General features: G+C 35.4%; 23 protein-coding genes and 2 pseudogenes. 21 read left to right on the plus strand and 4 right to left on the minus strand.

The window, feature by feature from the left end:
* Positions 1 to 153: 153 nt before the first annotated feature.
* The 5 genes and pseudogenes from THYS13_RS11605 (at position 154) to THYS13_RS14445 (ending at position 2,903) form a co-directional block, all read left to right on the plus strand.
* Complete coding sequence (locus THYS13_RS11605; protein WP_042834663.1) at positions 154 to 978, plus strand: hypothetical protein; 825 nt, start codon at positions 154 to 156, stop codon at positions 976 to 978.
* Positions 979 to 1,034: 56 nt separating this feature from the next.
* The gene (locus tag THYS13_RS11610; protein ID WP_235603372.1) at positions 1,035 to 1,634 is read left to right on the plus strand and encodes a hypothetical protein; all 600 of its coding nucleotides are present in this window, start codon (positions 1,035 to 1,037) and stop codon (positions 1,632 to 1,634) included.
* 59 nt (positions 1,635 to 1,693) lie between these two features.
* Positions 1,694 to 2,032 (plus strand): prepilin peptidase, encoded by a 339-nt coding sequence (locus THYS13_RS11615; protein ID WP_235603390.1) that lies wholly within the window; start codon positions 1,694 to 1,696, stop codon positions 2,030 to 2,032.
* Positions 2,033 to 2,087: 55 nt separating this feature from the next.
* A pseudogene (locus THYS13_RS14440) lies at positions 2,088 to 2,267 on the plus strand (DUF4351 domain-containing protein); the annotation flags it as partial.
* 495 nt (positions 2,268 to 2,762) lie between these two features.
* Entirely contained in the window at positions 2,763 to 2,903 is a 141-nt protein-coding gene (locus THYS13_RS14445) for a hypothetical protein (RefSeq protein ID WP_201035685.1), read from the plus strand.
* A gap of 261 nt (positions 2,904 to 3,164) precedes the next feature.
* On the opposite strand, the gene THYS13_RS11620 is transcribed toward THYS13_RS14445, so the two are convergent.
* Positions 3,165 to 3,638, minus strand: a complete 474-nt coding sequence (locus THYS13_RS11620; RefSeq protein WP_042834666.1) for a hypothetical protein — start codon at positions 3,636 to 3,638, stop codon at positions 3,165 to 3,167.
* Positions 3,639 to 4,124: 486 nt separating this feature from the next.
* Here THYS13_RS11620 and THYS13_RS11625 point away from each other — a divergent pair, with 486 nt between their 5' ends.
* From THYS13_RS11625 to THYS13_RS11690, 15 genes and pseudogenes are all read left to right on the plus strand, one after another.
* Entirely contained in the window at positions 4,125 to 4,781 is a 657-nt protein-coding gene (locus tag THYS13_RS11625; RefSeq protein ID WP_042834667.1) for an N-acetylmuramoyl-L-alanine amidase, read from the plus strand.
* A complete protein-coding gene (locus THYS13_RS11630) occupies positions 4,782 to 5,120 on the plus strand; it encodes a phage holin (RefSeq protein WP_042834668.1) in 339 nt (112 codons plus the stop codon). It begins immediately after the preceding gene.
* Positions 5,121 to 5,397: 277 nt separating this feature from the next.
* Positions 5,398 to 7,266 (plus strand): DUF4914 family protein, encoded by a 1,869-nt coding sequence (locus THYS13_RS11635; RefSeq protein ID WP_042834798.1) that lies wholly within the window; start codon positions 5,398 to 5,400, stop codon positions 7,264 to 7,266.
* Between the two features lie 180 nt (positions 7,267 to 7,446).
* Positions 7,447 to 8,160: an N-acetylmannosamine-6-phosphate 2-epimerase gene (locus THYS13_RS11640; RefSeq protein WP_042834669.1), complete on the plus strand. Its 714-nt coding sequence runs from the start codon at positions 7,447 to 7,449 to the stop codon at positions 8,158 to 8,160.
* Positions 8,144 to 9,001, plus strand: a complete 858-nt coding sequence (locus THYS13_RS11645) for a MurR/RpiR family transcriptional regulator (protein ID WP_042834670.1) — start codon at positions 8,144 to 8,146, stop codon at positions 8,999 to 9,001. The genes THYS13_RS11640 and THYS13_RS11645 overlap by 17 nt, the downstream gene beginning before the upstream one ends.
* A gap of 195 nt (positions 9,002 to 9,196) precedes the next feature.
* Complete coding sequence (locus THYS13_RS11650) at positions 9,197 to 9,586, plus strand: PTS sugar transporter subunit IIA (protein WP_042834671.1); 390 nt, start codon at positions 9,197 to 9,199, stop codon at positions 9,584 to 9,586.
* 59 nt (positions 9,587 to 9,645) lie between these two features.
* A complete protein-coding gene (locus THYS13_RS11655; protein ID WP_042834672.1) occupies positions 9,646 to 10,125 on the plus strand; it encodes a PTS sugar transporter subunit IIB in 480 nt (159 codons plus the stop codon).
* A gap of 40 nt (positions 10,126 to 10,165) precedes the next feature.
* Entirely contained in the window at positions 10,166 to 10,915 is a 750-nt protein-coding gene (locus THYS13_RS11660; protein ID WP_042834673.1) for a PTS sugar transporter subunit IIC, read from the plus strand.
* 19 nt (positions 10,916 to 10,934) lie between these two features.
* The gene (locus THYS13_RS11665) at positions 10,935 to 11,798 is read left to right on the plus strand and encodes a PTS system mannose/fructose/sorbose family transporter subunit IID (RefSeq protein WP_052210525.1); all 864 of its coding nucleotides are present in this window, start codon (positions 10,935 to 10,937) and stop codon (positions 11,796 to 11,798) included.
* A 518-nt stretch (positions 11,799 to 12,316) separates the two neighbouring features.
* On the plus strand, positions 12,317 to 13,729 hold the full coding sequence (gene ltrA, locus THYS13_RS11670; protein ID WP_042832609.1) for a group II intron reverse transcriptase/maturase: 1,413 nt from the start codon (positions 12,317 to 12,319) through the stop codon (positions 13,727 to 13,729).
* A 194-nt stretch (positions 13,730 to 13,923) separates the two neighbouring features.
* Positions 13,924 to 14,634, plus strand: coding sequence for an SIS domain-containing protein (locus THYS13_RS11675; RefSeq protein ID WP_042834674.1), 711 nt, complete (start codon positions 13,924 to 13,926; stop codon positions 14,632 to 14,634).
* Positions 14,635 to 14,900: 266 nt separating this feature from the next.
* Positions 14,901 to 15,071: pseudogene (locus tag THYS13_RS14210) on the plus strand (amidohydrolase family protein); the annotation flags it as partial.
* Positions 15,072 to 15,093: 22 nt separating this feature from the next.
* Positions 15,094 to 15,294: a DUF4127 family protein gene (locus tag THYS13_RS11680; protein ID WP_042834675.1), complete on the plus strand. Its 201-nt coding sequence runs from the start codon at positions 15,094 to 15,096 to the stop codon at positions 15,292 to 15,294.
* 166 nt (positions 15,295 to 15,460) lie between these two features.
* Positions 15,461 to 16,591, plus strand: coding sequence for a tyrosine-type recombinase/integrase (locus tag THYS13_RS11685; protein WP_042834676.1), 1,131 nt, complete (start codon positions 15,461 to 15,463; stop codon positions 16,589 to 16,591).
* Positions 16,588 to 16,818 (plus strand): hypothetical protein, encoded by a 231-nt coding sequence (locus THYS13_RS11690; RefSeq protein WP_042834677.1) that lies wholly within the window; start codon positions 16,588 to 16,590, stop codon positions 16,816 to 16,818. Before THYS13_RS11685 ends, THYS13_RS11690 begins: the two co-directional genes overlap by 4 nt.
* Positions 16,819 to 17,315: 497 nt before the next feature.
* Here THYS13_RS11690 and THYS13_RS11700 read toward each other — a convergent pair whose 3' ends face one another.
* The 3 genes from THYS13_RS11700 to tdh all read right to left on the minus strand — a co-directional run bounded on the left by THYS13_RS11700 (position 17,316) and on the right by tdh (position 21,113).
* Complete coding sequence (locus THYS13_RS11700) at positions 17,316 to 18,593, minus strand: solute carrier family 23 protein (protein ID WP_042834800.1); 1,278 nt, start codon at positions 18,591 to 18,593, stop codon at positions 17,316 to 17,318.
* A gap of 212 nt (positions 18,594 to 18,805) precedes the next feature.
* Positions 18,806 to 20,050: an aminotransferase class I/II-fold pyridoxal phosphate-dependent enzyme gene (locus THYS13_RS11705; protein WP_042834679.1), complete on the minus strand. Its 1,245-nt coding sequence runs from the start codon at positions 20,048 to 20,050 to the stop codon at positions 18,806 to 18,808.
* 19 nt (positions 20,051 to 20,069) lie between these two features.
* Entirely contained in the window at positions 20,070 to 21,113 is a 1,044-nt protein-coding gene (gene tdh / locus THYS13_RS11710) for an L-threonine 3-dehydrogenase (protein WP_042834680.1), read from the minus strand.
* A gap of 260 nt (positions 21,114 to 21,373) precedes the next feature.
* Between tdh and nifJ the strand changes: the two genes are divergently transcribed.
* Entirely contained in the window at positions 21,374 to 24,886 is a 3,513-nt protein-coding gene (gene nifJ, locus THYS13_RS11715) for a pyruvate:ferredoxin (flavodoxin) oxidoreductase (RefSeq protein WP_042834681.1), read from the plus strand.
* Positions 24,887 to 24,898: the final 12 nt, after the last annotated feature.

Consider the following 24,898-nt stretch of genomic DNA (forward strand, 5'->3'; position numbering starts at 1 on the left):
GTGCCTTCGAACATAAACGGCCTCCTCCCCGCAGGCGGGTCCCCTCCATTTATCCTTCGACTCCATCTTGACTTGCCCTCCGCATTCCTATCCGTTTTAACTGACCGGAGGGCGGTAACAGGTTTTGAAAAATTTAACTGGAGGTGAGCTTTTATGAGGAAGATAATAGCTTTAGTGATAATTACAGCACTTATTGTAGCAGGGTATCAGGTTTATAAAGACGACAGTAAAAGAATGGCTCTGGAGGAAAAGGTAAAAGGAATGTTATATAGTATTGGCGATTCGGGTACTTTTATAATACAAAAAGGACCTAGTTCTTATCAATACGAGAGAAAAGATTTAGTTCCTTTGATAGCAAATTTTAAGAATAGGTATTTTAAAGATGGCGTACAATTTGTGTTACTAGATAAAAGCTATTTAAAGTTAGATTTTGAAAATATGAAAGTATACGATTATAAAGAGACTACACCCTATGGTAAACCCGGAGATTTAAAAATATACACTAATCCTAAGATACAATTGTTGAAATCCAATGTAATTCCAAAAGAAGCAGAAAAATATATTTTAAAAGTTTGTACTTACTATTTGATAGATGTAAAACTGGTTAACAATGAACTTGTAATTCCTCGAGAAGAAATGGAAAAGTATCTTATAATAGAAGGAAAGTTAAACTATCCTCTTGTAAATACAATACTTTTTAATGCGCTACTTCTTGATGAAAGTTTAAAATATTCTTCATTTAATAGTAATGTAATAAAATTTCTCTATGCAGACAATATTAATTATGATAAAAGCGGTATTGAAAATATACCGAACAATCCCAATAAAACAATAGTTGAAATCTTTGTCAACAATAAATTGCCCAATAAAACAATTTACCTCAAGTCACTTTTTAAATACAAAGACGGAAAATTTTATGAGATAAAGAGAGAAAGCAATGTAAAAGAATATGTCGAATGGGCTAAAAAGAATTTATAGGCAGGTCTCACCTGCTTTTTTATTTTGCCTAAATTTAAGGGAGGTGCTTTTAAAAAATGAATAAGTTTAAGGTTCTTTTTTTATTTGCTTTAATATTTATTTTTACTGCTAATGCTTCAGCCTATGCAGGCGACTGGGTAAAGCTCAACTCAAACGGCACAAAGGTGTGGGTAGATACTTCACACTGGGAGACATACAAGGAATGGGTCAAAAGCGGGTACTGGGATGAAGTGCACGGCACTATTTCTGTTTCCAAAACACCTCAGTATGTATTTACAAATAAACACACCCTCCCGGACGGCTCTGTCTGCGACATGACTTTGAATGTTTCTTATGCATTGAATAAAAAGGTTACAAACATACGAGCTGTTCATGTTGTAAACAGGTACCAGAACAAAGGCGTGCTTTATGTAGAGCCCTATTCAGTGATAAAGAACGTCGGGGGCACCTCAGGAAGTGCTGTTTTGAAGTTCCAGTACGAGAAGCCGGGCGATGAAAATTCAACTCTGTATGTTTACTTCGACTTAGAAGGCGGAGGCTCATTTGAAATACAGATGAACATTCCCATAAACGGGATTTACGCAGATTCGAAGTTCAATATTCCCGACCCTGTCTTTAAGAAATCAGCCAAAGATTCAGAGGTGATAACATTTTGATGACTAAAATTTTGATTTTAATTATCCTCTTTTTTGCTGCTGTAGAAGACATAAAAAAGATGGAGGTGGGACACATCTACCCTGCCTCCATCTTTGCTCTTTCTTTTGCCAATTTCTTTTTGAAACCTTATATAAGCTTGAATTTTCTACTGCTTAACTCTCTTTTAGTATTTGGAGTTCTTTTTCTTTTCTGGCTTTTAGGAGGAATAGGCGGAGGGGACGTAAAAGTTTTAACTGCTTTGTCTCTATATGCAGGATTTAAAATATGGAGTATCCTTCTATTTTCATCTGTGGTTTTTCTATTGTATTCCCTTATCCTCTGCAACTTCAGAACAAAGCTTCCTTTCATGCCTGCTCTTTTTGTTGGAACAATAATAAGTTTTTTTGCAAATTTTTAAAAAGACCTGTTTTACAGCTTTCAAAAATTGTTATAATTACAGTAGAAGTAATAAGGAAGTGATAGGTATGTCAATACTTGAGGAATCAAAAATATATAAAAATATTTTGGAAAAGGGTAAAAAAGAAAAAAGCATAGAAATAGCTAGAGAACTTCTAAAAGAAGAAATGGACATTAATAAGATTGCCCAAATTACAAAGTTATCTGTAGAAGAAATAAAGAAGTTGTTAAATTAAAGAGCCACAAAAAGCTCTTTTTATTTTTAAAACAATGGTAGGAATTTTTAGCTACCTATTAATTTCTCTTAAAATGACTAATTATAAGCAAAGCCGGATTTTTCATTTTCGCTTTGCTCAAATCAAAAATCCGATTAAGAGAGAGCACCTCTGCTTTCGCAGACGTGCTTTTTTGTTTGCCCCCGCGTCATAGATTATACGCCTGCTCGCCTTTCGGTCAAGGGGCAAGCCTTCGGTCGGTGAGCAGGCCGTTTTGTTTTAACTGCCGGGGACAAACAAGAAGCAAACAAAAAATGAGGAGGTGTAAGCACATGGCGTAAGAAAACAAGGTAGAACATTATTTAAGAGAAAACTTTAAAAAGTTTTGTATAGAAATGTTATAATATACTGTGCTATAATTAATGTGAAGAAAAATTTTCGAGATATCTGGGAAAAGGCATTCCCCTGCATGGGGCACTTCGGGAAATCTCACATAAGGAAAGGTGGAATGCCGATGTGGAAAAAAGTATAATCAATCTACTAACTATGGTAACAGCAGTTGTAGGATTGTACATTGTAGTTAATGCATCCAAATCAATAACAATTAAAGTAGAAATTGCAAATTTTAAAATAGAGATAAATACAAAAAAAGAATAGGTAGCTTACTTCTACCTATTCCCACATCCCACATATCTATGACACCCGAAGTGTCCCGTCATTTATTATTATACCACATCTTTTAGAAATTAAAAGGGGGAAACAAAAATATTGACCGTTTTTTTAAGTATTATAACTGCATTAATAGTATTTATTGCTTCTTGTGTGATCTTCAATATTAACTTTGATTACAAAAGTAAATTTTTAAAGATTTCTATAAAAACAGAAAAAGATTCTTGATGAAGGTAGGATAAATTCCGTTCAAAGTTGAGAGCGGTTCGCCGCTACCATCCACGCGCAAACTGTATCGTCTACTGAAAGCCTAAAATGGGCTTCAATTCTATCACGGTAGACGATTATTTTATTGATATATGTTGGTAAAATCTGTTTAATTTTGTGAGGGTCACCCACTTCCAACACTTCTTTGTCTTTTAAAAGATACTGTCTTATTTTTTCTTCTGTTATAAAGGAAGTATCGGGTAGGTTGTTCATTTCTTTTATTCTCACTTCTATTTCTGCTTTCTGCTGTTCTAATTCTGTTAATTTTTCATGGAGGCTTGGATGAAAGTAGCCTTTTGCTATTACATCTACGATTGAACTTATGCTTTTTTTGATTTCTTCATACCGCCTTGAGAGCTTTTTATTTTCTTCATTTAATCTTTCCAGCAACTTTGGTAATGCGTCTTCAGAGAAGACTTTTTCAATAAGTTCATCTATGACGGACTGCTCTATCATTTCTTTATTTACGTATTGTTTTCACTAATGAAATTTCTTAATTGTTCTTTTGTCAATAATGACATTTTTAAAACTTCCTTCTTGATTTTGTATATATTCTAATTATTACCAAGAAGAAGGTTTTTGAACAGTTTGTTAGTGGTAAAATAAAATTAGCAAGACCGAGGGTGGAGGCAGGGCCGAAGCCATGGATGGCGGAGGCGGGCACCTTAAGGCATGGATGCCACCTGACGTAGGTACCCTGCCGGAGCCCGAAGGTCGAGCTTTAGTTTTGTCGCTTTGGAACATCGGAGCGATAATGCAAAATATCTCCTTTAAATATTTTTTAACTTTGTCAACAAACTGAAATCTATTTGTAAAAAAATTTAAAAGTTATTTTTGATTTGGAAAGAGATAGAAGATAATTTTCATAAACTTGTTATTTTTTTCTGCATATTATATGATAAAAGAAAGGTTGGAAAAATTATTTTGATGGTGGTGATTAATATGCTAATAGCTGTTGACCCTGGCCATGGAGGAAAGGATCCTGGTGCTGTGGCGGGTGATTATAAAGAAAAAGATATAAATCTAAATATAGCTTTAAAACTAAGGGATATTTTACTGAAGGAAAATATGAGTGTAATAATGACAAGAGATAAAGATGAGACAGTAGACTTACAGCAAAGGTGTGATATTGCCAATAAGAGCAAAGCAGATTATTTTATTTCTATTCATTGTAATAGTTTTACAGATCCTTCTGTAAATGGTACGGAAACTTACGCATATCCCAGAAGTTTAGCAGGACGAAATTTAGCCCAATATGTACAAAATGAAATAGTAGAAATGTTAAAAACGACAAATAGAAGAGTAAAATATGAAAGTTTTTATGTACTGAAGCATACTGTAATGCCTGCGATACTAGTTGAAACAGCTTTTATGTCAAATCCACAAAATTTAGATTTGCTTTTACAAAAGCCGGATGCTTTTGCACAAGGGATTGCAAATGGCACAATTAAATTCTTAAAAAGCGTAAATTATAAGCAAACAGATGATATTGAAAAATTACAGATGAAAGGAATTATAGATAAACATTATGACCCTAAAAGTTATGTCACTTGGGGAGAATTTGCTTCTGTAATATTAAAAATATTGGGAGGGAGATAAATGAGGGATTTGGTCATGACAATTTTGACAGCTGGTGTTCAACTCGTTATAATGGTCGCGCTTGGGTATTTGATTGATTATTTAAATACCAAAATTGGTATGGAAAAAATGAAAAGATATTACGAAATTGCAAAAACTTTTGTGCAAGCAATAGAACAGCAAATAGGGCCAGGTAAAGGACCTGATAAAAAAGCAGAAGTTTTTAATTTATTAAAAAAAGTGGTTGGCAATAAGTTGACAGATGAAGAGATAGATAAATTAATAGAAGCGGCAGTTTTTGAAATGAATTATATATTGAAATTAAAAGGTCTAGAAAAGCAAGCTGAAGTGAATAAGTAAAAGCGCTCCATTAGGAGTGCTTTTTATCACCTATTACTAATCAAAATTGCAAGAATGCGATTCAAAAATTTCATCCATGTAAAAGATTACAGAAGATATGTGCGCAAAAAAACGATATTATGACAAAAAGTTCGAAATGTAGATACATCCTAAAAATTATTTTGCAAATTTTATTATTCAAATTGCAAACTTGAAAAATTTTTTGTATAATATTGTTATACTTATTATTGTGAGGTGGTATAAGTTGGACTTTTCTCTCATTATTAATAAGGAAACAATGGAAATTATAAATAAAATGAGACTACCAGAAGAAGTAGAAGAAATATTAAAAGTGTGTCCTAAAATAACCATTCCAGAAAGTAGACAACATCTTCTTGAAATTTCTGTTGGAGGAAATAATGACTTTTTTGAAATTTTTTATGATGTTCCAGAAAAAGGGAAAGTATTAGAAGCTACTGTGGCAAGGTGTAAAAATGGATTAGCAGTTAATTATCCTGAGCCTTATATGAGAAGGAGAGAGCCGGATTGTCTTGTAGTTGCTGATAATGGGGAGACAGATAAACCTAGGTTTGTGGATAGGTATGGATATGATTTTGACGAATTAAGGCAGAAAACTTTTGAATGGCTGAAAAAGCAAAATTTAATTGTCATGCCTTTTATGTCTGGTGGAGATGAGTACGGATACCCTTCTCTTTTAATAGCGCCTGATAATGCAGGTTTTTTTGCCACTGCTCTTGCAGACATACAGGGTTTTATCCCAAAAGGTGAAATACCAGAAGGTTTTTTGCCAAGAGCCATTGTTTATTTGGCTCCACCTTTTAGGCATACTCATTTTAACGGAAAACAGGTAGTTGTCCATAACCGCTTAGGAAATTTACATGAGCTTTTTTCGTATAATTTATATCTTGGTCCCAGTGCTAAGAAAGGAATATATGGTGTGCTTCTGACAATCGGTGAAAAAGAAGAATGGATTACTGCTCATGCTTCTGCAGTGAGAATAATTACTCCTTATGACAATATATTGACTATTATGCATGAGGGTGCCAGTGGTGGCGGAAAGAGTGAAATGCTGGAGCAAATTCACAGGGAGCCTGATGGGCGCATAAAAGTAGGGCGCAATTTAGTGACAGGTGACGAAATATACGTAGACCTAAAAGAAGCTTGTGAGCTACAACCTGTAACTGATGATATGGCTTTGTGCCATCCCGCTTTGCAGCAAGGGAAAAAGTTAGTTATAAAAGATGCAGAAAAAGGCTGGTTTATAAGAGTAGACCACATAAATGAATATGGAATAGATCCTCATCTTGAAAAGTTGTGTATATATCCGAAAGAACCTTTAATCTTTTTAAACATAGAAGGAGTACCTAAGTCCACGTGTCTTATATGGGAACATATTATGGATGCACCTGGCAAACCTTGTCCCAATCCTCGTGTAGTAATGCCGAGAAGATTTATGCCAAATGTAGTTGATGAAGCTGTAGAAGTAGACGTGAGAAGTTTTGGCGTAAGGACTCCACCTTCTTCAAAAGAAAAGCCTTCCTACGGTATAATAGGAATTCTACATTTGTTGCCTCCTGCTCTTGCTTGGCTGTGGAGATTAGTTGCACCGAGAGGTCACGCTAATCCAAGTATAGTAGGAACAAGTGGACTCGAAAGCGAAGGTGTAGGTTCTTATTGGCCTTTTGCAACGGGTAAAAGAGTAATTCACGCTAATCTTTTATTGCGGCAGATTATAAATACACCGGGTACTCGATACATTCTCGTTCCAAACCAATATATAGGGGTGTGGAAAGTAGGATTTATGCCCGAATGGATAGCTCGTGAATATCTTGCAAGAAGAGGAAGTGTAAGATTTAGACCAGATCAAGTTACACCAGCGAGAAGCAGTCTCCTCGGTTATGCTTTAAATACATTAAAAATAAACGGAAGTTTTATTCCTCGCGAATTGCTGCAAGTTAACAAGCAGCCCGAAGTAGGGGATGATGGATATGACAAAGGTGCTGAGATGTTAAATGAATTCTTCAAAAGAGAATTAAAGCAATTCTTAGTACCTGAACTTGACCCTCTTGGTAAAAAGATTATTGAAACATGTTTAGAGGATGGAAGTTTAGAGGATTATATAAAACTTTTAGGAGATTATAGATAATTAAAAGAGCCTGTACATAAGTGTATGAAATGTATGGGCTCTTTTTTGTGTTGACCAAATATATATTTCCAATAAAAAAATTTTTCTTTTTTTTATATTTTAAAAGAAGGAATTTTTCGTTTTACGTCGAATATAATTTAATAGAAAACAAAGCAAAAAGAAATTTAAAAACAAAGAGGGATGCAGATGGATATAATACAAAAATTAGAAAACGGCTTAATAGTCTCATGTCAAGCTTTAGAAGGTGAACCTCTTCATAGTTCATTTATCATGGCGAAGATGGCTAAAGCTGCGGAGATTGGAGGGGCAGTAGCAATTAGAGCAAATGGTTATGAGGATATTGTTGCAATAAAGAAAGAGGTAAGTATTCCAGTAATAGGCCTTATGAAGAAAAGATATGAAGGATATGCCACTTATATAACTCCCACGATGGAAGAAGTGGATAAGGTTATAGAAGCAGGAGCAGATATCGTTGCAATTGATGCTACTAAAGCTTATAAGCCAGGTGGTTTAACAACAGGAGAGTTTTTAAAAAGGATAAAGGAGAAATATCCAAAAATATTGGTTATGGCAGATATTTCAACATACGAGGAGGGTATAGAGGCGGAAAAGCTGTGTTTTGATCTAATCTCCACTACATTATCAGGTTATACAGAATATAGTCCAGAATTGGAAGGTCCAGATTATGAGTTAATAGAAAGATTGGCGAGAAAAGTAAATGTCCCAATAATAGCAGAAGGTAGAATATGGACTCCGGAGGAAGCTGTAAAAGCCTTAGAAAAGGGAGCGTATGCAGTTGTTGTAGGTACTGCTATTACCCGTCCTCATGAGATTACAAAAAGGTTTGTAACTTTTATCAAAGAAAGGAGATATTCAAATGTCAGAGCAAAATAATGGCAATGTAATATTAAAAATACAAAGTATATATAACTCTCTCACAAAGGCGGAGAAAAAAGTGGCAGATTATGTACTGGAAAATACTGAAAGCATTATATATCTTTCGATTACAGAATTGGCTGAAAAATGTGGTACAGGGGAAACAACTATTGTAAGGTTTTGCAGGCGTATAGGACTTTCAGGTTTTCAGGAATTTAAGTTAAATCTTGCTAAAGAAATTGCAGAACCAGAGACAAGCATACATGAAAACATTTCATTTAATGATCCTCTTGATGTATTAGTACAGAAAATAACTACAGAAAATACCTTGGCTATTTCTAATACAGTCAAACTGCTTTCAATGAGCGAAGTGGAAAAAGCAGTTGACGCAATAATTAATGCCAGGAAAATTCAGTTTTATGGTGTAGGAGCATCTGGTTATACAGCATTAGATGCTAAATACAAATTTATGAGACTTGGATTAAATGTAGATGCCAATTTAGATGCTCATATTCAGGCTATTTCTGCTGTAAGTCTTACGGATAAAGATGTAGCTGTAGGCATATCTTTTTCAGGGAGCACAAAAGATACGGTTGAAACTTGTAGATTGGCAAAAGAAGCTGGGGCTAAGGTGATTGCAATAACAAATTATGCTAGGTCTCCAATTACTTCAGTTGCAGATATTGTTTTGCTTACTTCTGCAAAAGAAACTCCTTTAAGAAGTGGCGCTTTAACATCAAAAATAGCACAGCTTCATATTCTAGATATTTTGTATACCGCAGTAGCAGTAAAGCTTAAGGACAAAGCCGTAAAGGAGCTTAATAAGACTGCCAAAGCTGTTTTAGAAAAATTGTATTAAATTATTATTTAGCAATCATGAAATAGGAATCATAAAAAGATAAGAAAGATTTATTGGAAAATTTCAAATTTTTAAAAATTATAGAGGACATTTATGAAACAAATTTTAAGTAACTTTTAAAGAAATAATAATTAGATAAAGTGAACATGAGTATAACTTGCTTTTTAGACTCAAGAAAACTAGAGGGGGTTATTTATGAAAATTTTAATAATTACACATGGAGAACTTGCTACTTATCTCTTAAAGACTGCAGAAATGATAATAGGGACCCAAGATGAGAACCTTATTGAAATAATCAATTTTTATCCTCAAGATAGTATGGAAACGCTAAAAGAAAAACTTATAAATCAGATTAAAAAATTTATAGGAGAAGAAATACTTATTTTAACGGATTTAAAAGGAGGCACTCCTTTTAATGTTGCTTTTCTTCTTTTAAAGGAATATAAATTTTATTTAATCACGGGTGTAAATTTACCAATGTTATTAGAAATATTATTGTTAAAAGAAGAAGAAAAGACGGGAGAAGAGGTTGTTAAAAAAATTGCAGATATCGGCAGGGATGGGATATGTATAGTTTATAGTTAATATTGAATAATCGGAGTTTTTGATATTCACACAAAAAGAAAGTAGGAAGGAGAAATGGTATGGCAATTGTATTCTGGAGAGTTGATGGACGATTAATACATGGTCAAATAGCAATAGCTTGGTCAAGATTATTAGGAATAGATGAGATTATAGTAGTTAATGATGAAGTATCCAGAGATGAAACTCAAACTATGTTATTAGAGTTTGCTACTCCTCCGGGTGTAAAATTAAAAATATGTTCTGTTGCAGATGCAATAACACTTATTAATAACAATGAGTTTGAAGGGAACAGAACAATGGTAGTATTTAAATATATTAAAGACGCAGTACGGATTGTAGAAGGGGGAATTAATATTAAAAGTTTAAATATTGGTGGAGCTTATTTTTCTGAGGGGAAAACTCAATATAATAAAGCACTTGCTTTAGATGAAAACGATATTGAAGATTTAAGATATCTTAGTAGAAAGGGGGTAGAGTTGTTTTACCAAGTAGCTCCAATGAATGAAAAAGAACCTCTTAGCAAATATGTTTCCTTGTAAGACTTTTAATTCAAGAAAATAAAAAAGGAGGTAATATCAAATGAATTTGCTTTTTACAGCATTGTTAGTTGCATTAGTAGCGGGTATTCTTGAATGGGACATCTATGGATGGGGCCAAACGATGATTTCTAGACCTTTAGTAGCAGGTACAGTAATGGGACTTATATTGGGCGATATTAAAACAGGGCTTTTTATTGGAGCATCTGTCGAAATGATCTATTTAGGTACTATACCAGTAGGAGCAGCAATACCTCCAGATGCCACATCTGCTACTACAATAGCGACAGCTTTAGCAATTCTTTCAGGACTTGATTCAAAAGTAGCGGTCCCCTTAGCAATACCAGTAGCAATGGGTGCACAAATGCTTCAAATGTTAATTTGGACTATAAATTCAGGACTTATGCATAAAGCAGATCAATATGCTGAAAAAGGAGATTTAAAAGGGACAGATAGGTTACATTATTTAGGTTCATTTTTATTCTTTTTACAGGGTTTCATACCAGCTTTCTTGGCTATACTTTTAGGAGTGGATGCTGTCAAATTTATGGTAGAAAGAATGCCACAATGGGTTACTAATTGGTTTACTGTAGCAGGCGGAATGTTACCAGCACTTGGATTTGCAATGTTATATGTAATGATGAGTAATAAAAAACTCTTACCCTACTTTATAATTGGATTTACTTTAGCAGCTTTTTTCAAGGGAACATTGCTAGCAGTGGCATTGATTGGATTAGCCTTGGCTCTTATCTATATGAATATGGTGGATAACAAAGTAAAAGCGAGAATTTGAAAGAAGGGGGTAAATTGCTATGTCTGAAGATATAAAGAGAGATTTAGAAGAGGTTAATATAGATGTTAATGACTCTGAAGAAAATGTAAAAATAACAAGAAATGATCTGAAAAGAGTTTTTTGGCGTTCTTTATTTGAAATGGCATCTATTAATTATGAAAGATTCCAGGCATTGGGTTTTTTGCATGCAATGACTCCAGTAATTAAAAAATTATATCCTGATGAGGAAAGAAAACGAAGAGCTATGAAAAGACATTTGGAAATGTATAACTCGCACCCGTGGATGATAGAACCGATACTAGGTGTGACTATAGCATTAGAAGAACAAAATGCCAAAGGCATTGAGGTAGAAGACACTATTAATAATATCAAAGTTGGGCTTATGGGACCTTTTGCGGGTATAGGAGACTCTCTATTTTGGGGAACTTTAAGGCCATTACTTGCTGGTATAGGTGCTTCTTTTGCACTTCAAGGTAGTATATTGGGTCCAATAATATTTCTAATAAGCTGGAATATAATAAATTTTGGCTTCAGATGGTATTCATTATTGTATGGGTATAACGCTGGTATGAGAATGCTAAAAGATATTAAAGAAAGTAATATAATTCAAAAAGTTGCTGAAGGCTCAGCTGTATTAGGACTTATGGTCCTTGGAGTGTTGGTAGCGCAATGGGTCAATGTAAAAACAGGTTTACAGCTTACAGTCGGCGATAAAATTTTGAAAGTTCAAGAATTATTAAATGGTATTATGCCGAGCATGTTACCACTTATTACTACATTCGTGTTGGTTTGGTTTTTAAGAAAAAGAGTTACTCCAAACAAACTAATAGTAGGAATATTTGCAGTAGCGCTTGTGCTTTCTTTATTTAAAATACTTGTCTAATGGAAATAAATGAGCAAATAAAAAACAAACCGAGTAGGTTCTGTTTAAAGTAAAGTCCACACAAGATAGGCCTAGACAGAATGTTTAGGCCTTCTTACGTGCGCCCGGCATGGGCGATAACTAGGCGGTGAAAGTCCGCTGTGGGCTTGGTAGTGGGAACCACTAGCCAAGAGCAAGGGTGTCCATCGTGAGGTGGAATCTGAAGGAAGCTTAAGGCAAAATCTCGGTCTGATGAACAAGAACCAGATAAGAGGCTGAATTGGGATGGATGAGTTTGCGTAACAAAACGAAGTCCAACACTACCCGAATCCCATACAGTAAATCTGGCAGATATATGAGATGAAAGTTATCGTTCTTACCCGGGGAGGTCTCAAGGATAAGTCGTGGAAGTAAAATCTGAAGTGACAACCCATGCAGTGATGTATGGCTGAACCTTGAGAAGTCAGCAGAGGTCATAGTACTTATCTAGTCATGAATAGATAAGGAAGGACCGAACGTTAGGAGGTTTTGAAAATCTTATGGACTCGAAAGATATGCGAAGACTGCAGACAACTCAACAAAGAGGCTATCCGTTGAATAGAGAAATGGAATTTCAAAAGACAACGGAAGTGCATAGTATATCATCGGCGTCGGAAGATGGAAGAAACGAAGTACAAAGATATACCAGCAAGATGCTTGAAATGATAGTAGAACGAGGAAACATGGAAGCAGCATACAAGCGCGTTGTTGCAAATAAAGGAAGCCATGGAGTCGATGGGATGGAAGTAGATGAACTTCTACCGTATCTCAAAGAAAACTGGTCAACCATAAAACAACAACTGCTGGAAGGGAAATACAAACCACAACCAGTGCGAAGAGTAGAAATTCCCAAACCAGATGGAGGAGTAAGACTACTAGGAATACCTACAGTACTAGACAGACTAATACAACAAGCAATAGCCCAAATACTAAATAAAGTCTACAACCATACATTTTCTGATAGCAGTTATGGATTCAGACCAGGACGCAGTGCAAAAGACGCAATAAAAGCCGCAGAAGCATACATAAATGAAGGATACACATGGGTTGTAGATATGGACTTAGAAAAATTCTTTGACAGAGTAAACCACGACATAATAATGTCCAAACTAGAAAAGCGGATAGGGGACAAAAGAGTACTAAAGTTAATACGAAGATACCTAGAATCAGGAGTAATGATAAACGGAATCAAAGTATCAACAGAAGAAGGGACACCCCAAGGAGGGCCATTAAGTCCCCTATTAGCAAACATAATGTTGGACGAACTAGACAAAGAACTTGAGAAACGAGGGCATAAATTCTGCCGATATGCAGATGACTGCAACATATATGTAAAAAGCAGGTCTGCAGGAAACAGAGTAATGAAGAGCATAAAGAAATTCATAGAAAGCAAATTAAAACTAAAAGTCAACGAAGCAAAAAGTGCTGTAGATAGACCATGGAGAAGAAAATTTCTTGGATTTTCATTCTATACAAAAGAAAACGAAGTAAGAATAAGAATCCATGAAAAATCCATCAAAAGGTTTAAGGGAAAAGTAAGAGAAATAACCAATCGGAACAAGGGAATAAGCATGGAAAACAGAATAAAAAGACTAAATCAAATAACAACAGGATGGGTCAACTATTTTGGATTAGCAGACGCGAAAAGCATAATGAAAACCCTTGACGAATGGATAAGGCGAAGACTGAGGGCATGTATATGGAAACAATGGAAGAAGATAAAAACGAAGCATGATAACTTAGTAAAACTAGGAGTAGAAGAACAAAAAGCCTGGGAATACGCCAATACAAGGAAAGGCTACTGGAGAATATCCAATAGCCCAATCCTAAATAAGACTCTTACAAATAAATACTTTGAGAGCATAGGTTATAAGAGTTTATCCCAAAGATATCTAATTGTACACAATTCCTAATGAACCGCCGTATACCGAACGGTACGTACGGTGGTGTGAGAGGACGCTGAATAAAATAATTATTCAGCTCCTACTCGATATAAAAATCTCTTGTTTATTTAGGAAGATAATTTACTAATAGTACTAAAGAAAATTATAAAAGACTATTAGTATAGTATTAAATTTTAAAGGATTTTAAAAAGGAGATGTTGTATATGAGCTTTTTAAAATATTTTGAAGTGGTGGAAGAATTGATTAAAGAACTTAAGGATACACAACATGAAAATATAAGAAAAGCTAGTGAGATTATTGCTAACTCTATTATCAATGGTGGGATTTTACATTCATTTGGTAGTGGACATTCTTATGCTGCAGCGATAGAAATAGCAGGAAGAGCAGGAAGTTTAATTCCTGCTAAGACTGTTGAGGAACCTTCCCGAGGTTTATATGAGACAATTGAAGGTGTTGGAACAAAGCTGATGGAGAATTATGAACTTCGTGAAAATGATTGTTTTGTTATTATTTCTAATTCTGGCAGGAATCCGCTGGCAATAGAAGTAGCCGATTTTGTAAAGCGAAAGGGGAATAAATTAATAGTTGTTACTTCACTAGATGTATCAAAGAAGTTAAAATCTAGACATTCATCAGGGAAAAATCTTTATCAATTTGCAGATGTAATTTTGGATAACCGTGGGAAAGAAGGAGATTCAGTTATTGAATTGGATGGGTTACCTGTTAAGGTTGGTCCTACTTCTACAATAGCAGCTGTTGTGCTTTTACAAGCTACTATAGTGGAAGCAGTAAAAATTATGTTATCAATGGGATATACACCACCTATTTATATGAGTGCTAATATAGACGGAGGACCGGAGTTTAACAAGAAGTTAATTGAAAAATATGTTGAGAGGTTGTTCACGAAATATTAAAATTTAAATTTTTAAGTTATTTAAGAGTGAAGTCTAAATTTTTGTGTAAAATTTTTCTTTCATTAGAATCAAGTGTTTTAAGTTAATTATTTCTTTATCCAATATAACAAATACTATTTTTGAGCAAAGGTATAAACTTTACTTTCATTCATTGGACTTAACCGTAAATTTAACGGCTGATAAGGAATTATTGCTTGTAATGATGCTATCTCATTAACCTTATGTTGCTTCTTTTGAAGTTTCTTTTCACTATATTTTAATTCTAGCTGGGGATACTGCTTTTTGAAGCTATAAAAATGGTTTCAACAAATCCTGCTAAAGCAATTGGCATAGACGACAGAAAAGGAAGCATAGCTATTGATATAACGATTCTAGACAGTGATTTGACTGTAGATATGACAATGGTTGATGGGAAATTGTGTATAAAAATCATTTGAGAGGATATCAGTTAGAACAAAAGTGACACAGCAATTAGATAAATATGGAGTTAGTTATTACAATTTAGCTGATAAGGGAAAGGCTATTTCAGAAGTTGTAAAAACTGAGCTGGAGAAATTTAAAAAAGAAAATCTTGGTGAATTTAATTATAACTTTGAGGTATACATGCCGTGGAATAGAATGTTTGAAGTGGGTATAAGGCTAAAAGAAAGTAATTTATAAAAGAGGGGGGAAGTTTAACTAAACTATGATAATAGATAGGCTACACAGTATTTTGTGTATGCTCTATCTATTATTTTTATACATAAGTTAATGTTAATATATATTAAATAACTACAGTATATATAGCATATTTGGTATATAATATTTTGGAGTAGGGGGTATTCCCTTGAGAGTGGAGGAAATAGTTACACCAGGAGGACAGAAGCGATACTTGCTTGTTGATGATGACGGTGAGCCAGTAGAGCCAGTGTATAGGTTTTTAAAATTCAAAGATAATGCTGGGAAAGCAAGGAACACTCTTCGTGCATACTGTTATCATTTGAAGGAGTTTTTTGAGTTTCTTCAACAAAAAGACAGAGATTATCGTGATATAAGCATAGACGATATGGCAGAGTTCATGAGATGGCTACAAACACCACATAGGAATGTAAAAGTATCATCAATAAAGCCTTCGCAAGATGTTTTACAAGCAAATACTGTTAATGCCTACATATCAAGTGTTATTGAGTTTTATGACTATCTAATGAAGGTTGATGATTATTCTATACAATTATCTCAAAGGCTTAAAAAGCAGATACCAGGTTCTCGGAGAGAATTTAAGGATTTCTTATATCATATTAACAAGAACAGGGATTACAATACGAAAATTTTAAAGGTTAAAGTCCCAAAAAAACGCCCAAAAACCATTTCAAAAGAGAAAATCGCTATATTGATAGATGCTTGTTCTAATTTGAGGGACAAGTTCCTTATACAACTGCTCTGGGAAAGTGGATTCCGTATAGGTGAGTGTTTATCCTTATGGCTTGAGGATTTCATCATTGATGCAAGGAAGATTGACCTTAAAGACAGGGGTGAATTGCCTAACCTTGCTGATATTAAAACAGTTTGCAGTCCAAGAAGGATAGATGTATCTGCTGACCTAATGAACCTGTATATGGACTATGTTGCAGAGTATCACACTGATGAAGTAGATACAAACCATGTCTTTATTAAACTTTCAGGAAAAGACAAGTATCAACCTATGGAATATCCTGATGTGGCTTCCCTATTTAAAAGGTTACGTGAAAAAACGGGCATATATGTAACTCACCATATGTTTCGTCACAGTCATTTTGATACACTTCGGAAGCAAGGTTGGGGATTTGAAAAGATTAAGCAACGTGACGGATGGTCGAATGTTCAAACACCTATGCAGATATATTCACATCCAGACGAAGAAGAAATGCGTAAAGACTGGGAACAGGCTGAAAAACGTATGAAGTTAAAAAATAAAACCAAGGAGAATGATAAAAAGTGAGTGTTGCATATCAAGTTAAACCAACAGCAGAAAAAAGACAGGAAATTAGCGAGTTACTAAATGGTTATTGGGGTAATGATGTTTGGGATATTAGAGATTCCTTTTTTGATGACTTACGCCCTGCAAAGTGGAGTTTATCCAATAAAACTATTGACTTTTCAACCTTTAGCCCTTCAATCAAGAATGAAGTTAAGTTTATGTACGCTGATCAATCACGGGTATCATAAAGATTGGTAAAGAAAGAATATAATTGGTTAAAAACCGTCTCGTATTGTCTATTGGAAATTTCTTCATCATCATTGATACTCATACCCTTGTCAACAAGAAAAGAACACCATTGTAACAGAGCCTTGTCATATGGAATATCTACAATACTTGTTACGTCAGGATAATATTCATTAAGAAATTCGGCAAGACGGTTTAATGCATTACCATATGTAGCAACACCTATGAGTCTAATTTCCTTTTCCTGCAAGCGTCCTTATCGCTGCAAAAAACAAGCGTATAAAAGAATTAGAGGAAGAAGTCCAACGGTTAAAGGGTATTTTGGTACGTAGATATGGCGAAGATTACGATAAAGGTATTTAAGTTTCTATTTGTACTATGTACCCTATCTATAATCGTAATTTAATTTTACACAGTGTTTATATGTGTACAAAGAGACAAGCCTTATATTTATTAGACTTGTCTCTTTTTGAGTTTAGATAAATTATTCCCCTCTTTTTTATGCTTCGTGAACGGCTTCTTTTGAGGTTGAAGTTTTTTCCGTCTTTTTTGCTTTTGCTAAGTTGATTTTGGGCAAGACAAGGTTTAGAAGTATTCCTGCTAAGGTGGCAGGACCTATGCCTTCAAAGACGAAGTTTCCGAAGGCTATTTTTATACCGCCTACACCCAAAGTCAGTATTACAGAAGCTATTATGAGATTTCTGCTGTCAGAAAAATCAACTTTATTTTCAACAAGTGTTCTCATACCTGCTGCCGCAATCATTCCAAAGAGTATTATTGTCACTCCGCCCATAACAGGTTGTGGAATTACTTCTATCAAAGCGCCTATTTTTTGTATAAAGCTTAAAAGTATGGCTATTATAGCGGCGCCTTGAATTACTCTTGAGCTATAGACTCTTGTTATTGCAAGGACTCCAATGTTTTCACCATAAGTTGTGCTGGGTGGTCCGCCAAAAAGTGCCGCAATTGATGTTGCAAGGCCATTACCTAACATTACTCTATGAAATCCAGGGTCTTTTATTAAATCTTTTTCAACGATATTTCCTATTACGAGGACGTGCCCTAAGTCTTCAATTATAGCGACTAAGGCCAGCGGCGCAACCAAAGAGACAGCACCCCATGCTAGTTCCGGAGTATGTCCTGTTAAGAAGGAGAATTTGGGAATTGCAAACCAGGAAGCTTTTGAAACAGGCTCAAAGTCTACAAGACCTCTTGTTATCGCGAATATATATCCGCCAATTGTTCCTAAAAGTATGGGTATGACTTTTATAAATCCTTTGCCAAACATGCTGAATATGATTATTAATGCCGCTGTAAACAGAGCTGTAGCTAAATCTTTTTGCGCTTGAGCTATTGCTACAGGAGCAAGGCTTAGGCCTATTATCATAACTACAGGGCCTACTACAACGGGGGGAAGCAATTTATCTAACCAATCGATGCCTGTCAAGCTTATGATTATGAATACCACTATATATACAAGGCCTGCTGCTATCATACCAGTAAAAGCACCTCTTACACCAAATTGCTTAGTTGCAGCTATTATAGGTGCTATAAAGGCGAAGGAAGAACCTAGATACGCAGGTACTTTTCCTTTTGTCATCAAGTGGAATATTAAAGTTCCAAGCCCTGATGTGAAGAGGGTAACAGCTGGGTCAAGACCTGTTAAAAGAGGTACTAAAATTGTTGCACCAAACATGGCAAATACGTGCTGAAAAGATAGTGGAATTGCTTGTTTTATAGGGGGGGTTTCTTCGATTCCGTATATTTTGTTTGACATAAAAAAACCTCCTTTGAGTTTTTTGTTTACAAAAAAACCCTCTAAAGGAGGATGCAAATATAGATATTTTATTTTCCTCCTTTTTAGCCTCGCTGGGCTAAATTAAAGGGTTTTTTCACTTTTTCTTTACAATTATAGCATACAAAATATTATTTGTCTACAACAAAAAGCCCCTTTAAGAGACCTTTTAGAAAGCAAAGAGAAGATAAAATTTAACTATTATAGCTCCACCTTTCTTTTCTGTAACATTCCAATACATTCAGTACATAATTTATATCAAAAGTTGTGTGGTCGGCGTTAATTTGAAACCGGATACTTTCACTACCTCTTGGTACCACTGGATAGTTTATGGCTGTTGCAAGAATACCGTTATCTATGAGGTAATTTACTAAATCTATTGTTTTTGTTGCATCTCTAACTAAAAGTGGTACTATTGGATGCTCGCTTACTACAGTTTCATATCCTAATTTTACAATCCCTTCTCTAAAAAATTTTGCCAATTCTTTGAGGTGTGAAAGTCTTTTTTGACCTTCTTTGCTATCAAGTATTTCAAGGACTTTTAAAACACAAGCAGCTTCTGATGGTGTTACTGGATTTGAGTAAATATAAGTTATAGTTTTTTCTCGCAAGTAAGTTGTTATAACCTCGTTTGATACTACATAACCTCCATTTACACCATATGCCTTTCCCATAGTACCGATGAGAAGGTCAGCTTTTCCACCTGTTATTTCTTCTGTGCCTCTTCCAGTTGGGCCAAAAGCGCCAACACCGTGAGAATCGTCAACTATAGTTATTATGTTTTCTTCAAAATCTTTGTCATATCTGTCTGCAATCTCCTGAATTTTCTTTAAATCTGCGTAATCTCCTCTCATACTGAATACACCGTCAGTGACTACAATGGCGCGTTTAGCTTTACCAATAAAATTCTTTATTCCATTTTCTAAATCTTTATAGTCTAGGTGTTTATAAATATATCTTTCTTTGGGTCTTGAAAGTCTTATAGCATTGATAATACAGTTGTGGTTAAGTTCATCACTTATTATTACTGTTTCAGGAGTTACCAAAGAGGAGATGATTCCTACCACAGTCATGTATGCAGAGCTAAAAATCATTGCATCTTCTCTACCATGGAATTGAGCAAGCTTTTTCTCAAGGTTTCTATGTGTTATATAGGTTCCGCTTATAAACCTCACTGCTCCAGGTCCAATGCCAAACTTTCTTGCAGTCTCCTCTTCTACTTTTATTACTTCCTCATTAAATTGCATTCCGAGGTAAGAGTTAGAGTTCATCCTTATAAATTCTTTGTCTCCAAAGCCTTTTAAAAAGAAACGTGGACCTTTTTCACCCTGTGGTTTTTTTACATCTACTATGATAAGTTCTTTTCCTTTAGCACGACCTTCAGTCTTTAACTCATCGAGTTCTTTTTGTAAAATTTCATTTAATCTTGTAAGTGGCATCTTTTTTACCTCCTTTTGTTTATGGATATAACACAACTTTACCACATTGGCCTTTTATCATTAGTTCCATGCCCTTTTCATATTCAGAAAGAGGGAAGGTATGAGTAATTATTGGTTTTAATGCTTCTTTAAGGCCAGAGCGCAATAAACCTTTTACTTTGTACCAGGTATCGTACATTCGCCTTCCTGTGATGCCGTTTATTGTTATACCTTTAAAAACGACGTCATTTGTTATGTCTATAGGAACTTCATTGTCAGGAAGACCCAAAATAGACATTCTTCCGCCTTTTGCGATATATTTAAGGCCTTGTCTTATTGCAGTGGGGCTTCCAGAGAAGTCCAATACTACATCTGCGCCGTAGCCTTCTGTTTCGCTTTTTATTATACTGAAGACGTCTTCTTTAAGAGGGTTTATAACGCGCGTTGCACCTAATTTATGAGCAAGTTCCATTCTGTATTCGACAGGTTCTATTGCAAATATAGCTGAAGCACCAGTTGTTTCAAGAAGTGGTATTGCCATCATGCCTATAGGGCCGCACCCTACTACAGCGACAGTTTTTCCTACTACCTCTCCAGAAAATACTGTGTGAACGGCGTTTCCAAGGGGTTCTTGTATGGAGAGAAGTTCTAAAGGTATGTCTTTGTCGTTTAGCCATACATTGCTTTCAGGGACTTTAATGTATTCTGCAAAAGCACCGTCTGTGTCAACACCGAGTATTAGCGTATTTTCGCAAATATGGGCATTTCCTGTTCTACAAGCTTTACATTTTCCGCATACTATGTGAGTCTCCGCACTTACTAAATCTCCAACCTTTACTGAGGTTACATTCTCTCCTATTTCTACAACTTCTCCTACAAATTCATGTCCCATTATCTTAGGTGGTTTTATCCGGCTTTTTGCCCATTCGTTCCAAATGTAAATGTGAACGTCTGTGCCACAAATAGATGTGGCTTTGACTTTTATTAGTACCTCATCAGGTTCTATTTTTGGTATTTCTTTTTTTATTATATCTGCACCTTCTTTGGGATGTTGTTTAACAACAGCGGTCATATATCCTTCCATAATGTACATCTCCTTTACTTGTACACTCATCTTAATACATAATATATTCTATATATTTGTACAAATTCCTTCTTGCATTACAAAAAAATTTTAATGGACTATATTTTTTTATAAAGGCAAAAAGAAACAGTTCTATCATTAAAACTCTGAAGACAAATATTTAAAATTATCTTCTATGTCTAGATGCATGATTATTCTTTTTTAATGAAATAATATATCTGGATAGAAAAACCATGTTAAGAGTTAAGGAGGATTATTTTATGCGAAAAATGGCTACAATGGACGGAAATACAGCAGCTGCTTATGCCTCTTATGCTTTTACTGAGGTTGCAGCAATTTACCCTATTACGCCTTCTTCTCCAATGGCTGAAAATGTTGATGAATGGGCTGCCCACGGAAAAAAGAACATATTTGGACAACCTGTGAAGGTTGTTGAAATGCAGTCAGAAGCAGGTGCTGCAGGTGCTGCCCATGGTTCTTTAACTGCAGGCGCTTTGACAACCACATATACCGCATCACAGGGGCTTCTTTTAATGATACCAAATATGTATAAAATTGCAGGAGAGCTTTTGCCAGGGGTGTTTCATGTAAGTGCCCGCGCAATTTCTGCCCATGCACTTTCTATATTTGGCGACCATCAGGATGTAATGGCAGTAAGACAAACAGGTTTTGCACTTCTTTGTTCTGCCAATGTACAGGAAGCCATGGATATGGCATTTATAGCTCATCTTTCTGCTATAAAATCTAGGGTACCATTTTTGCATTTTTTTGATGGCTTTAGGACTTCTCACGAGATGCAAAAAATAGAAGTGGTGGAATATGAAGAAATTGCGAAACTTTTAGATTTAAGGGCAGTTAAAGAATTTAGAGATAGAGCGTTAAATCCTGAACATCCTGTTGTAAGAGGTACTGCACAAAATCCCGATATTTATTTTCAAGGAAGAGAAGCTGCTAATAAATTATATGAAAAGGTTCCTGACATAGTAGAAAATTACATGAAGAGGTACAAAGAGCTGACGGGAAGAGAATATCACCTTTTTGACTATTACGGTTCAAAGGACGCAGAGTATATAATTGTAGCTATGGGTTCTGTTTGTGACACGATAGAAGAGACGATTGATTATCTAACAAAAAAAGGAGAAAAAGTGGGTTTAATTAAAGTACATCTCTACAGGCCATTTTCTGAAAAACACTTTTTTGAGGTTTTACCTGATACAGTTAAAAAGATTGCCGTATTAGACAGGACAAAAGAGCCGGGTTCAATAGGAGAGCCTTTGTACCTTGATGTGGCTAAGTTATTTTATAACAAAGATAAAAAGCCCGTTATAGTAGGAGGTAGATATGGTCTGGGCTCAAAAGATACAACTCCTTCTCAGATTATTGCAGTCTATGACAATTTAAAAAAGGACTCCCCCAAAGACCGTTTTACCATAGGAATTTTAGATGATGTGACTTACACATCATTAGAAGAAAGTGAATTTGTAGAGACTACACCTTTTGGCACTGTAAGCTGCAAGTTTTGGGGATTAGGCTCTGATGGAACGGTTGGGGCAAATAAATCGGCTATTAAAATAATTGGGGACAACACAGACTTGTATGTGCAGGCATATTTTCAGTATGACAGCAAAAAATCAGGAGGCACCACTATTTCCCATTTGAGGTTTGGTAAAAAGCCGATTAAATCTTCTTATTTGGTAAATCATGCTGATTATATTGCCTGTCACAATAAGTCTTTTATTTACAATTATGATGTTTTAAAAGGACTTAAACATGGTGGGATTTTTGTATTAAATTGCCCTTGGAGTAAAGAGGAGCTGGAGGAGAAGTTACCTGCTTCAATGAAAAGATATATAGCTAAAAACAATATCAATTTTTATACAATAGATGCCATATCAATTGCCCAAGAAATAGGTTTGGGTAACAGAATAAACATGATAATGCAGACAGTGTTTTTTAAACTTATAAATATAATACCTTTTGAAGAAGCAGTTGAGTATTTAAAAGATTCTATACAGAAGGCCTATGGCAAAAAAGGTCAGGATATAGTGGATATGAACTTAAAGGCTGTTGACAGAAGCGTAGAAGCTCTTGTAAAAGTAGAAGTGCCTGAGGAGTGGAAAAACGCAAAAGAAGGGCAAAAAATTGTAAAGCCAGAGCCTGATTTTGTTAAAAATATACAAAGACCTATGGAAAGAAATGAAGGAGACCTGCTTCCTGTAAGTGCTTTTGTAGGAATGGAAGATGGCACATTTCCTACTGGTACGACTGCCTATGAAAAGAGAGGAATTGCAGTATTGATACCCGAATGGCAGATAGACAATTGCATACAGTGTAACCAGTGCTCTTATGTTTGCCCTCATGCAGTAATACGGCCATTTTTGTTAACGGAGGAAGAAATGAAAAAAGCGCCTCCAACTTTTAAACTGAAAAAAGCAATAGGAAGAGGATTAGAAGGGCTTTGGTATAGAATACAGGTAAGTCCTTTAGACTGTACAGGATGCGGCAATTGTGCGGATGTTTGTCCAGCACCTACAAAAGCTCTTATAATGAAACCCGCTGAAGAACAAATAGAAAAAGAAGCGAGAAATTGGGAGTATGCTGTAACTCTTGATGTCAAAGATAATTTAATAGATAAGACGACTCTAAAAGGCAGTCAATTTGCAAAGCCTTTGTTTGAATTCAGTGGCGCATGCCCCGGCTGTGGTGAGACTCCTTACATAAAGCTTTTGACACAGCTTTTTGGAGATAGGATGATGATAGCAAATGCCACAGGCTGTTCATCTATTTATGGGGCAAGTGCACCCTCTATTCCTTATACTACTAATAAAGAGGGAAAAGGGCCTGCTTGGGCTAACTCACTTTTTGAAGACAATGCCGAATTTGGTTACGGCATGTTTTTAGCAAATAAGCAGATAAGGGAAAGGCTTAGAGATTTGATGAAAGAAGCTATAAATATCCCTATTGACGAAGAATTAAAAGCTGCATTCCAAGAGTGGATTGATGGGATGGAGGATGGAGATAAATCTAAAATTGCTTCTAAAAAGATTTTGGATATTATAAATAGAGGCGGGTATACAGAGAATGAGATAATAAAAGAGATACTTGACAAAAAAGATTTTCTTATAAAAAAATCTCAGTGGATAATAGGGGGAGATGGATGGGCGTATGACATTGGCTTTGGAGGGCTTGACCATGTTATAGCATCAGGAGAAGATGTAAATGTACTAGTGCTTGACACAGAGGTGTATTCTAATACAGGAGGGCAATCCTCAAAATCTACTCCATTAGGAGCAGTTGCAAAATTTGCGGCAGCAGGTAAGAGGACAAGCAAGAAAGATTTAGGCTTGATGGCTATGAGCTATGGATACGTGTATGTGGCGCAAGTTGCAATGGGAGCAAATATGAACCAGACGATAAAGGCTTTTGTGGAGGCAGAAAAATACAAAGGGCCTTCACTTATAATAGCATACGCTCCTTGTATAAACCATGGCATAAAGTCAGGCATGGGAACAAGTATAATGGAGGAGAAAAAAGCAGTGGAGTCTGGTTACTGGCACCTTTATAGATTTAATCCAGAACTTAAAAAAGAAGGCAAAAATCCATTTGTACTTGATTCTAAAGAGCCGATAAAATCTTTCAGAGAATTTATTGAGGGGGAGATACGATATTCCTCACTTAAAAATGTATTTCCTCACATTGCGGAAAAACTTTATCAGAAGGCAGAAGATACTGCAAAAGAGAGATATGAAAGATATAGAAGGCTGACAGAATAACGATTCCGGGCG

The organism is Thermoanaerobacter sp. YS13 (assembly GCF_000806225.2).
GTDB lineage: Bacteria > Bacillota > Thermoanaerobacteria > Thermoanaerobacterales > Thermoanaerobacteraceae > Thermoanaerobacter > Thermoanaerobacter uzonensis.